Annotated in this window: 8 protein-coding genes; all 8 read left to right on the top strand. The window is 34.6% G+C overall.

Translation table 11 applies throughout. The annotated features are described in order from the left end of the window. The first annotated feature begins 5 nt into the window (after window positions 1–5). Window positions 6–3,032 carry a virulence factor SrfB gene (locus J6569_RS02640; RefSeq protein ID WP_296317463.1) on the top strand — a complete coding sequence of 1,009 codons (3,027 nt, stop codon included), beginning with the start codon at window positions 6–8 and terminating at the stop codon, window positions 3,030–3,032. Beyond that, entirely contained in the window at window positions 3,029–5,701 is a 2,673-nt protein-coding gene (locus J6569_RS02635; RefSeq protein WP_085164567.1) for a virulence factor SrfC family protein, read from the top strand. Before J6569_RS02640 ends, J6569_RS02635 begins: the two co-directional genes overlap by 4 nt. A gap of 114 nt (window positions 5,702–5,815) precedes the next feature. Then, window positions 5,816–6,820, top strand: coding sequence for a hypothetical protein (locus J6569_RS02630; protein ID WP_296317460.1), 1,005 nt, complete (start codon window positions 5,816–5,818; stop codon window positions 6,818–6,820). Between the two features lie 12 nt (window positions 6,821–6,832). Next, on the top strand, window positions 6,833–8,797 hold the full coding sequence (locus J6569_RS02625) for a vWA domain-containing protein (RefSeq protein WP_085164563.1): 1,965 nt from the start codon (window positions 6,833–6,835) through the stop codon (window positions 8,795–8,797). Window positions 8,798–8,816: 19 nt separating this feature from the next. After that, on the top strand, window positions 8,817–9,533 hold the full coding sequence (locus J6569_RS02620; protein WP_065625390.1) for an ATP-binding cassette domain-containing protein: 717 nt from the start codon (window positions 8,817–8,819) through the stop codon (window positions 9,531–9,533). Between the two features lie 3 nt (window positions 9,534–9,536). Beyond that, window positions 9,537–10,760 (top strand): FtsX-like permease family protein, encoded by a 1,224-nt coding sequence (locus tag J6569_RS02615; RefSeq protein WP_085164559.1) that lies wholly within the window; start codon window positions 9,537–9,539, stop codon window positions 10,758–10,760. Beyond that, window positions 10,717–12,342: an SUMF1/EgtB/PvdO family nonheme iron enzyme gene (locus tag J6569_RS02610; protein ID WP_296299835.1), complete on the top strand. Its 1,626-nt coding sequence runs from the start codon at window positions 10,717–10,719 to the stop codon at window positions 12,340–12,342. The genes J6569_RS02615 and J6569_RS02610 overlap by 44 nt, the downstream gene beginning before the upstream one ends. Next, window positions 12,339–13,031, top strand: a complete 693-nt coding sequence (locus tag J6569_RS02605; RefSeq protein WP_296299834.1) for a hypothetical protein — start codon at window positions 12,339–12,341, stop codon at window positions 13,029–13,031. Before J6569_RS02610 ends, J6569_RS02605 begins: the two co-directional genes overlap by 4 nt. Window positions 13,032–13,033: the final 2 nt, after the last annotated feature.

Genomic DNA, 13,033 nt, shown 5'->3' with positions numbered 1-13,033 from the left:
TGTATATGCTTCCAGAATTACGCAATTATGGTCAAGAAGTGACACTTATTATGAATAGCGGTATTCAGTTTCTTGACTTTGCACTTAAAATCGATTGGAAAGATAATGAATGGCGCAGTAAAGTTAATGGGTGCTTTATGGATCCCTCTGAGAGTGGTGCGCTAATTAGGTTGGTTGAAGATGTGGAAAGTGGTCAATTTTTTACACCAGATAATCCCACATTTGCTGTTAATCCAACACAGGAAATTAGTGTTGAACAGTCCTTAAAACTATACGATGGCATTTGGTTACCAGTTCCTATGTTACGTTCAATACCTTCAAATCGTTTTGATAAAGGGCCACATAACTGGAGCCGAGTTCGAATCGTTAGTATTCCTGAAGGTGAAGATCCTGATGGTAATACACATCGAATCACTTTTGCTTTTGATACAAAAGTATTTGCTAACTTACAAGATGTTGCTTATCTTGCGCCAACCGAAAACGATGTGATGACTGGTGCAGTATTTAGTTTAGCACACCGCTCAGATCACGTTTCATGGTATTTAGAACTCAAATGGATAACCAGTTGGTTAATTGATCTCTTTCAAGAACTCGCGCCACAACCTGAACGTTTAAAGATACATAAAGATGATATTAATAAAGAGATTAAAAATAAATCTTATTATGCGCATTACCTAAATATCATCCACTTACTTGCCGACTCCTTGCAATTGCCAACAATTAAAATTGTGTCAAACAATAAAGATGATGTTGTTAAATCAATTCCTGTTGATATGATTTTAGATGTGGGTAATTCACGCACTTGTGGCATTTTAATTGAAGATCATGCCCAAGATAAAGATAGTTTAAATCATCGTTATGAGCTTGAAATTCGAGACTTAACCCAACCAGAGCATATTTACAATGAACCGTTTGAAAGCCGAGTAGAATTTGCCCAAACTTTTTTCGGTAAAGAACATTTTTCATTACAAAGCGGTCGACGAGATACATTCCGATGGCCTAGTATTGTCCGTGTTGGCCAAGAGGCAAGTCGGCTTGCAAGTCGGCGAGAGGGCAATGAAGGTGCAACGGGTCTTTCAAGCCCTAAACGCTATTTATGGGATCAAGATAAATACGAACAAGGTTGGCGTTTTAATTCTCATTATGTAAAAAGTGATCATGAACCATTTGCAACAGCAGAACCTTTTTCAAGCTTAATTAATGAATACGGTGAAGCATTACATATTTTAAGTAATGATATTGAAGAAGAGTATGACCGTAAAATGCCGGTTTTCCACCCCAAATACTCACGTAGTTCTTTGATGACTTTTATGTTATGTGAAGTATTAATGCATGCATTAATGCAAATGAATAGTGTTGCTCAGCGTAATAAACTCGAGCATGCTAAAACGCCACGTAATTTAAGATCTATTATTTTAACTATTCCGCCAGCTATGCCAAAACCAGAACAAGCAATATTTAAAAGTTGCGTATATCAAGCAATAGGTTTGGTTTGGAAAAGCCTTGGTTGGGATAGTTCAGATAAAAATATTGATTTCAATAATCCAGAACAACTAAAAAGTGTATGGCCAAATATCCCTGAAGTGTATATTCAATGGGACGAGGCGACTTGCGGGCAAGTGGTTTACCTCTTTAACGAGACACAAAATAATTATAATGGGCGCAGTGAAGAATTTATTGCTTCAATGGTACGTCCAGGTAAAGCTAATAAACAGAAACTAACTATTGCAACAGTTGATATTGGTGGCGGCACAACAGATTTAGTGATTAACGATTACCAATTAGATTATGGTGTAAGTGGTCAAACCAACAGTAGTAATGCTTATATTGTACCAACGCAACGTTTTCGTGATGGATTTAAGGTTGCAGGGGATGATATTTTACTTGATATCATTCAAGATACCATTCTAACCGCTTTAACAAATGGTCTAAAACAAGCTGGAATTGCAGATCCAAACCCAATTTTATCTACTATTATTGGTTCACAACAACTATCTATCCAAGATGCGGTATTGCGCCAACAACTCACTTTACAGTTATTTACACCGGTTGGATTACAAATATTAAAAGCGTATGAACTTTATGATCCATTACATTCAGAGCAACATGATTATCGTTCTACCTTTGGCGAATTATTACAACATAATACTATGACTGACAATGTGCTTAATTTTATAAATGAACCTATTAGGCGTGCATTAAATAACCCTGAGTTTTCGGTACTTGATTTAAGTATCGATATTAACCTTAAACGTATACATTATTTGTTTATTCGTGGTGATTATTACAACATCTGTAAAACGTTTGATGCATTATCCGAAATTATTAGTTGTTATCAGTGTGATGTTCTTTTATTAACTGGTCGCCCTTCTCGATTACCGGGAATTCAAAGTTATTTCCGATCACGCTTATCTATGCCTGCAGGGCGAATTTTGCCTTTACATGGTTATCATACTGGTGGTTGGTATCCTTTCCATAAACAAGAACGCATTGATGATCCTAAAACAACGGCTGCTGTGGGTGCTATGCTTTGTTTTCTAAGCAAAAATTTACGATTACCTAATTTCTATTTTAGATCTTCTAATATGGATTTATATTCAACAGTTAAATACATTGGACTTTTAGATAATCTTAATATGATTAAAAAAGAAAATGTTTATTATCAAGATATTGACTTAGATAATCCTGATTATGATTTCCCTGATCTCTCATTTGAAATTAGAGGCACCACAAGACTTGGTTTTAGGCAACTCGAAGTTGAAAGGTGGCCAGCATCGCCTATTTATATTTTAACAATTGAAAATAGTGAAGTGGCCAAGCGATTAAGTGCTGAAGGCGTCGTATTAGAAGTTACTCTCGGCATAAAAAACAAACAAAAAACGGTCGAAAATTTTTATATTAAGGATGTAAAAGCCTCTGATGGGCGAGCCTGTAATAAAAATCAGGATATTAAACTAAGTTTAAATACAATGGTTAACTCTGGTTTAATAAGTACGCAATATTGGCTTGATAGTGGAATGATAAAACGATGAAAAACTTAAATGAACAACTTCCTAAATCTTGGGAACAGGTCTATCAAGCATCAGCAAAGGCCATTGAGTGGGTAGATCAAACACGCCATTCATCTAAACGTTTAGATAGTGAAGCAGATAATTTAATTTTAGATTTACGTCGTTTACGTAATAGTGCAAAACGATTGGGTGATGTATCAACTAAGTCTGTTGCAGTTGGTTTTTTTGGATTATCACAGGCAGGTAAATCGTACCTTATTTCAGCGCTAGCTGCGGGTGAAAATGGTAAGCTTGAAACGGTTGTTGATAACGAAGTTTTAGACTTTATTGATCATGTAAACCCTGTAGGTAGTGGTAAAGAAGCGACAGGTCTTGTTACTCGTTTTAGCCGTATTGCTAAAGGTGGTATAGCTAACTATCCGTTAGAATTAAAATTATTTAAAGAGATAGAAATTGTAAAAATCTTAATAAATGCCTATTTTAAAGATTTTGACCAACAAAAAGTATCCAATAAAATTGAGTTTTCACAGCTAAATCAGTTGATTCAACGGTTAGAAAATAAAAAACAAATAAGCTATGTTGGCGGTATTATTGAAGATGATGTTGTTGATCTTTATGATTATTTATCTGAGAACTTCGGTAACTCGCTTGAAGGTTTGAAAGGGGGATATTGGGAAAAAGCAACGCACCTTCTTCCTTATTTGCCTGTATCTGATCGTGGTGAACTGATTTCTGTTTTATGGGGTGGTATTTCTGAACTCACCACAATCTATACCCAACTAGCGACGACCTTATCAAGTTTTAGTCATGCTGAAACGGTATATGCGCCGCTTTCTGTCTTAATCAAAGATAATAACGGTACTAAGTCACAAATTGACAGTATTATGAATGTTGATATTCTTGAGCGATTAAATACCGACAAAGATTCATCTGTCACTATAACGCCATTAAATGGCGCACCAACAACTATATCTTTAGCTCAATTGGCTTTTTTAACTGCCGAATTAATTTTTCCATTAGTCAATAAAACCAGAGTACCAACATTTGAAAATGTAGATTTACTTGATTTTCCTGGATACCGAGGCCGTCTAAACTTAATATCGATTTCTGATGTTAAAGAAGGTAATCCAATTGCTCAGCTTTTATTGCGTGGTAAAGTTGCTTATCTTTTTGAAAAATATACTGACAGCCAGGAAATGAATGTGCTAGTTGTTTGTACACCATCAGATAAACAATCTGATGTTAATGATGTAGGTCCAGTACTTGAGCGCTGGATTGATAAAACCCAAGGTGAAACAGCTGAAAAAAGAGCTACTAAAAAGCCGGGATTATTATGGGCAATAACCATGTTTGATAAACGCATTGGCACATCATTAACACTATCTGAAGATAATTTAAAAAATAGCTGGGGCAAAGGAGGTTTGTTACAACAAACTATCTTAGAACGTTTTGGTAGTTATGATTGGTTAAGTAATTGGTCGAACAATCACAAATTTAATAATATTTTTCTAGTTCGAAAACCAGGATTTGATGTGCCATTTTTAAATGTCGAACCGAGCACTAGCCAAGAGATTGATTATAGAGAAAATTATCAAGATAAAATGAATGTATTAAAAAATACATTTGTGCAAAATAGTGATATTAAAGAATATGTGTTCCAGCCAGAAGAAGCATGGGATGCCATGTTAAAACTTAATGATGGCGGTATAGGCCGAATTAGCCAATACTTGGAGCAAGTTGCCATTACGGAAGTAAAACAACAACGTATTGTTGAACAACTTAATGAGAAAATTGATTACATTATTAATATGCGTTTTGATACTTGGTATCAAGCGGATAGTGATGAAGAGCTAGTTAAGAAAAAGCAAGTAATTGCTGATGCAGTTAAAGAATTGCAAAGTAAAGCACTATTATTAGGTGAACTACTTAAAGTGTTTGAATTACCAGATCAAACAATTAGAGCACTTTATCATTCCAATACAATAGAAAATGAAACACAGCAAGATAGCAATGATAATTTGTTAGATAATTTATCGAATGATTTTGGTTTAAATGCTGATTTCGAGTTATTTTCTGATGAGAATTCACCATTGACCACTAAACAAGTTGCCACATTACCAACCGAATCAAAGTTTGCCAAAACTGTTTTTTCGGCATGGTTAGAGCATTTAAGGAATATTGTATTAGATAAGCATATTTTACAGTTTTTTGGTATCAATCAAAAATCACTCTCTTTTATTGTAGAAGAACTTATTACTGCAGCTAATCGAATGAAACTCGAAGCAAGTTTAACCGAGCATATTTTGAATAACGAAAATACTGGTAGTAAGCGTGATGATCTAGAATCTAGACAAATTAGTACTATTCACACTTTACTAGCCGATTTTATTGCATGGCTTGGTTTTATTCAAGGGCAGGGAGGTGATATACCAATGAGTAAAGTTAATCAGGGGAAACCGATATTTTCTTCACCGCTAAGTGAATTGAATGTTCAATCATCACATTCATTACCGAAACTGGACGATAAAACTAAAAATTATTCCCAGTATGCGATATTTGATTGGTTTGTTGCATTTGCAATGCTTGCGCAAGAAAATGTGGGGCACCATGCAGGACGAGAAATTAGTCAAGAACAAAATAGCCGATTGGGTGAAATTCTTAATTTTTTCAAACAATCGCAGATTAATTAAAATTAAATAAAAAATAGAGTAATAGGGAAGTCTTATTTGAGTTGAAAATGTTTCCCTATTCAATAGATCGGATGAATAATACTCGCGTATTTGAGTATAAAAATAGAGGATATCATGGCATTAAGAATTGAATTAGATAGTTATAAACCCGGTATTGCGAAGTTTTTAGCTCAAAAATGGAGTGGTAGTTCTCAAATTGATATACTTGTACAACGCAATCAGGATGGCTATTACTTATCTGGTTTGAATCAATGGAACCCCGAAAAAAATTGGCATACTCTTGAAAATATGTCAGTTGAAAATGAAAAATTAACGGGATACGTTGGTGAATGGTTGGTCGACTCTTTGGTGACACAAGAAAGTCAGCTCCGATTTCTTATACAAATTCGTGATAAGCAAAATCAAAGTTATGTTGATGGTGGTGTTGTTAGTATTGCAGAAACTGTTTTTGCCTCAACAGCATTAAACGCACAAACAACTTTATCTAATGAAGAACAAGTTATAGAACATCCTGAGCCAGTTAATGATCCTATTGTTGAAGATGAACCGCCATTAATTGAAGAATCTAATATTACCTCTCAAAAGGAAACATTAGTCGAACCTATTGAAACGGAGTCAGAATCTGGAATAACTCCTGAGGAACCAGTTAAATCAAAAAGTCGCCTAGGGCTAATTGTTTCTATTGTTGTTGGATGTATGATACTAATTGGACTAGGTCTTGCGGCGTGGTATTTTTTATTTTTCCAAAAACAATTACAACCGACTCCCACAGTGGAAGTTAGTGAACAATGTAGTTTAAGCAACATTTCTACTGATGATTTAACATTTATTCAACAATGTTTACAGACTAAACCTGAAACGGGAGCAATTATTCAGATAATTACTGAAGCTAAAAAAGCAGGAAAATGTAATATAGCTCAGCGTTTATATGCAAATCAAGCACAAACAAATGCTAACATTGCTATGCTATATGCAAAAGAGTATGACGAAAAATTTTATGAAGTGAATAATTGTTTTGAATCTGATAAAGAAACGGCTATTTATTGGTATGAAACATCTTTGACTAACGATCCAAAGAATACATTCGTTAAAGATCGTTTAACCCAATTACAAAAATAGTGAGGAGCAAGAATGAATAAGCTAGCTATCTCAAAACTGATTTCCACAATAGGTTTAACATGTTTACCATTAATTGGTTTTGCCGCAGAGCCACTTAAGCAGGTAGGTAAAAAAACGCTATATCAGCGTGTACTAAGTACGCCAACATGCGAATTAAAAAGTAATATTGCTGATCCTACTGGTAAATCTTTACCTGCATTTTCACGTTATTATGTTTATGAGCGCAAAAATCAGAATAATCAGCAATGGCTTAATGTAGGACCAGATTCTTATGGAAAAACTATTGGTTGGATTAATGATTCATGTACTATTGCTTGGAATATGCAAATGACATTAGTTTTTACTAATCCAGTTGATCGTGATCCTTTGCTATTTTTCAAGGATAAGGCTGCATTGACTGCGATTGTTGATGCCGATAAACCTGAAACTTTATTAAAACCTATTCGTGAAGCTCTAAAAGCGAATAAAGCAGCTCCAGAAGTGCTTGCTCAAGAACCTAAAGAGTTTGTAGATTTTAAAAGTAATTTCTATTTATTACCTATTTTGCAAGGTGAAGAAGTAATGAATGGGCGAGGATTTTATGAGCGAGTGCTAGAAGTCGCATCAGTAAGTAAACAAGAATCATTGATAAAAAATAACCCAAAGCAAAACACTGCTCAAACTGCTGATGATAGTGCAAATCAAGTAGTACCTTTTAAAGCCGCTATTGTGTTTGTTATTGATTCAACTATTTCTATGGATCCTTATATTTCAAGAACTAAAGAAGCGGTAACGCGAGTTTATCAGCATATTGAAAAAGAAAAGCTACAAGAACAAGTAAAATTCGGATTGATATCATTCCGCTCAAGCTTAAAAGCATCGGATAAGCTCGAATTTGTTACCAAGATTTTTGCTGACCCAAATAAAGTTAAGGATAAAGAAGACTTTAAAAAGTTAAGTGCTTCACTTAAACAAGCTTCTGTTTCTACCTCGTATTTTGCGGAAGATTCTTATGCGGGCATTGCTCAAGCATTAAATGATATTAATTGGAATAGTTTTGGCGCACGTTATATGATTTTAATAACAGATGCTAGTGCGATTCCGGGGGATGATAAGCTTTCTAGTACTGGCATGGATGCAGCGCAATTAAGGCTAGAAGCTCAGCATAAAGGAGTTGCCATTTATGCACTACATTTAAAAACGCCAAGTGGTGCAAAAGATCACCAAGTAGCGGCAGCACAATATTCAGACTTAACTTATAACGATTTCATTCATAAATCACTTTATTACCCAGTTAATGCTGGTGATGTTAATGAATTTGGTAAAAAAGTAGATTTATTAGCGCAAGCACTATCTGAACAAGTCAAACTAGCATATAAAGGTGAAGCTTCTGTTGGTAATGCTCTAAATGCAAAAGATGATAACTCTGATATGTTAAAAGATGCATTGTTATTAAGTAAGGCAATGCAACTTGCTTATTTAGGGGATGTAAAAGGTACTAAAGCACCGTCAGTTTTTAAGGCTTGGATTGCCGATAAAGATTTTGTTAAACCAACTATACCAACAGCAGAGCCACGTATATTATTAACAAAATCACAACTGAGTGATCTGAGTGATGTTGTTAGCAAAATTGCAAATGCAGCTAATGATGGATTGATTTCTGCCGATGATATGTTTTCGCAACTTCGCTCTGTTGCTGCCGCAATGGGGCAAGATCCAAGTAAATTAAAATCAGATTCTGTCACAAAAATTGCAGATTTGGGTCTACTTGGTGAATATTTAGATAATATCCCTTATAAGAGCGATGTAACGGGGCTTGATCAAGATACATGGAAAAGTATGAGTGGGCTTGAACAAGAAAAATTTATTCGTAATTTAAATAGTAAAATTCGCTATTATCAAAAATGTAATGCAGATGTAGATCGTTGGATTTCATTAGCTGAAGGTAGCGATCCGCGTGAGAATGTGTATCCTATACCATTAGAAATGTTGCCATAAAGTTGTGTTGTTAGAAAATATGTTAACCATCAATCAAATTGCAATTTCACGCTCAACAGGCAAATCCTTTTTTAGTGTTTGCCTACCAAAGCTAACTGTAAAAGCTGGTGAGGTGGTCGTTATTCAGGGCGACAGTGGTGCAGGTAAAAGTACTTTACTTGAAATGGTGGGGATGATTCTAAAACCAGACGAAATTGGCTGTTATAATCTGGCTATAGATAGTTGTGATATTGATATTGCAACACTCATCAAACAAGATAAAATAGATCAACTGGCAGATGTTCGTGCTAAGTATTTAGGTTTTATGTTACAAACAGGTGGATTACTGCCATTTTTAACGGTTCGTGACAACATTTTATTATCGTTAAAGTTATTACAGAAAAAAGTGGATAATGATCGCTTTGATTATTTAGTGCAAAAACTCAACATTATTCATTTACTAAATAAATATCCTAAACAGTTATCAATTGGTGAAAGGCAACGAGCTTCCTTTATTCGCTCTATTATTCATAAACCTGCGTTATTACTCGCCGATGAGCCGACTTCGGCATTAGATCCCTATAATGCAAATTTACTTTTTGATTTAATTATAGAACAAGCTCAGCAGGATAATATAGCTGCCATGATTGTAACACATGACCTGCAGCGTATAGCTAACAAAGGATTATTTACTTTATCGGCTAAATTAACCTCCTCACAATCTTCGGAATTTCTACCATTACAAGATAAGGCATAAAAGATGACTAAAGCAATATCAAAATGGTTACTTATAACTCGTTTGTCTGTAGCTGACTTATGGTATGACAAAAAAGTTTCATTTTGTATTATTGCCTCAGTAATATCAGTAATTACACCGCTATTATTGCTATTTAGTTTAAAATATGGTGTGGTTTCTCAACTTCGAGAGCAATTGCTTAATGACCCGCAAAATTTAGAAGTAAAAATAGTTGGTAATTTACAACTAAAAGATGAAGTGTTTGAGTGGATAAAGAAACAGCCAGAAACAGCTTTTGTTATTCCATTAACTCGTTCATTAAATACGCAAGCTGATTTAATGAAAGATGCTAGCCATTTTGTTAATAATGCCGAAATTATACCTACGGCCAAAGATGATCCAATAACAAAAAACTTGCCATTACTTAATAATAAAAAACAAATTTTATTAAGTTCATTATCAGCCGAAAAAATGCAAGTAACAGTAGGAAGTCGAGTCAAAATGGTAATTACTAGGCAGCTTGATGGAAAACTAGAAAAAGGCATGACTGAATTAGATGTGGTTGGCATTATTCCCGAAAACCGTTATAGCCGTGCCGCGGTTTTTGTTACTTTAGAATTACTTATTGATATGGAAAATTATTATGATGGTTATCAAAGTGACATTTTTCCAACCTCAACAGGACAATTAAATCCACCTGAACATACCTCGTTCGCACGAGCTCGTATTTATGCAGACTCACTTGATAATGTATCACCACTAGCATTTAAATTAAGAGAAAAACACATTGAAACGCGTACACAGGCTAACGCAATTGAAAACATGCAAGCGATTAATAGAGTACTTAATTTTATTTTTAGCGTTATTGCAATTACAGCGATTTTGGGGTGTGTTTTATCATTTATAGGATCATTTTTATCAAATATTGAACGCAAACGTAAAGATATTGCCTTTATGCGATTAATCGGTTTTCGCTCTAAAGGTATTATGCTTTATTTAATAAACCAAGCTATGATTTTAAGCTGTTTGGCTTTTGTTGCCTCTTGTACTCTTTTTGTAATAGGTAATTATGCGTTTAATTTAGTTTTAGGTAAAAATTTGGTTTCACAATCTGTTGTAAGTCAATTACAATTTTATCATCTTATCATAGCCTTTTTACTCACTTTATTTATTGCTGCAGGCATTGTGCTTATAGGAGGGCGACGTGCTATCAAAATTCAACCAGCAGAAAGCTTACGTGAAGCATAATTGTACTCGATACGTCCGACTAGCTTGTTGGGGATTGGCTGCAATTAATCTACATCCATCATTAAGTTTTGCTCAACCTTGGGATAGTAAATTTTATAATCCCAAACCAACAAAAGATGACGTGATTTTACCTATGCCATGTGATGGCAGTTTAGTGATGAAAAAGGTTTTTACCCCGACCAATAAACCGTTAGATGATATTAAAATCATTTTAGGTAGTAACCAAAAAGAACTCGGTTTTGCCGAGTATGCAACACCTAATTATATTGCTGGTAGTTTTTCTGATGCAGGTAAAGAACGGTATTACCTGATAGGTAAATATGAGATTACCGCATTGCAATATCAATCAGTAATGAACGAGACTTGTCCAACTCCTAAAGTAAATCTTTCTTTTCCCATTACTGATATTAGCTGGTTTGATGTCATCGCCTTTACGGATAAATATAATCGTTGGTTAATTGAAAACCAATCAAAAATAAAATCAAGTAATTTACCTAATGGTTATGTTCGTTTACCTAATAATACCGAATGGGAGTATGCCGCTCGCGGTGGGTCAAAAGTGACAGAATCGGAGTTTCGTGAATCCCTATTTCCGATGAAAGGTAATCTCGAAAGCTATGCATGGTTTTCTGGCGCAAAATCTGCTAATGGTAAATTACAACTGATTGGTAGGTTAGAACCTAACCCGCTAGATCTTTATGATATTTTAGGTAATGCAAGCGAAATGATGTTTGATTCGTTTCGAATGAATAAACTAGATCGCTACCATGGTCAACAAGGTGGAGTGATTGTCCGTGGTGGGAGTTATTTAACACCAGAATCATCAACTACCAGTGCTTTTCGTACCGAAAAACCTTTTTATGATGATAAAGGTGCGTATAAAAGTAAAGATGTTGGATTTCGTTTAGTTTATACAACCGAAGTGATGAATTCGAATGACAAAATCAAAGAGTTAGATAAAGAATGGAGTCAGTTAGGTAACGAAACAGACAGTACAAAAAATGGTAATGTCGTTAATGAGCTTGAAAAAATCACCAAACAAGTTGAAGATGAAAAAACAAAAAAAGAATTAAATAAACTAAATACGCTTTTAAGAAGTGCTAATCAAGCTCGAGATGAACAACGGGATCGTTCCATTCAATCGGCATTACAGCTAGGCGCATTTTTGTGCGCTAATGTTTCAGATTTAAACAGCAAATTTGAGTATAATGACAATTTATATAAAACAATGACCAATGAGGTTTGTGATCCAAAAGAAACAGACGCATTGGAAGATGACAATATGTGCTCAAAAGCGAAGCTAGATAATTTAAAAAAAGTTGTTGATGAATCTAAAAGTGCACGGGATTTTATATTGAAATATTATTCTGACACAATAGTTAATACTGCGTCAAATTACGAAAAAAATACGATTAATGATCAAGCCAAATCAACTCAATTTATTTTAGAAAATAGTGGCAAAGCTAATATGAGTGATTATTTAAAACTTTACTTCAAACATATTAATCAATATATTGAATCGGGAAAAATCGAACGAACGATTTGGCTACAAACATGTACCGAAATAAAAGGAAATAAATGATGAATAAAATTATCCTAACACTTGCTTTGTGTGTATCGCTTATTCTAACAGGATGCCAAGGTTCTGGCGGAGTGAGCTCCAGAAATGTCGATCCTGCATTGGCCAAAAGTAATACAGCTAAATTTTTTAGTAAATCAGCGTGGCAATCCTGTGCTATTGGTGCTGGTTTGGGCGGTATTGGCTGTATGCTAGCAGGAGGAAAAACAGGTGTATGTATTGCGTCTGCAGCCGTAGGTTGTGGTGTTATGATGGGAGCAAACTATTATCTTGACAACAAACGAGCAGAATATGCGGATGCTGAAATGCGCCTCGATGTTTACATCCAAGATATTCAACAAAACACTTACGAAGTACAAGCTGTAACTGAAACAGCTAAAGCTGTATTAGATAAGAATTTAGCGACACTTAATGTATTAAATAATCAAATTAAAAAAGAAACCTTAAATAAAAAACAGGCTCAAAAAGATTTAGTTCAAATTGATGCTAATATTGCTTATTTACAAGATAAATTACAACGTATGAGAGGCGTTGAAAATGATTGGATTTCAATATCATCTCAAGAACGACAATCAGGTATGAATGTATCAAAACTTGATAAACAAATAAGCCAATTACATAAACAAATTTCAGTACTTGAAAATCAAATTAATCTTGTTACAAAACAACGTTCAGCGGTTAAGGTTAGCTAATT

It is taken from the genome of Gilliamella sp. (genome assembly GCF_024104075.1).
Lineage (GTDB): Bacteria > Pseudomonadota > Gammaproteobacteria > Enterobacterales > Orbaceae > Gilliamella > Gilliamella bombi.
The sequence above is the reverse complement of the archived record's forward strand: the minus strand, read 5'-3'. Positions and strand labels throughout refer to the sequence as shown.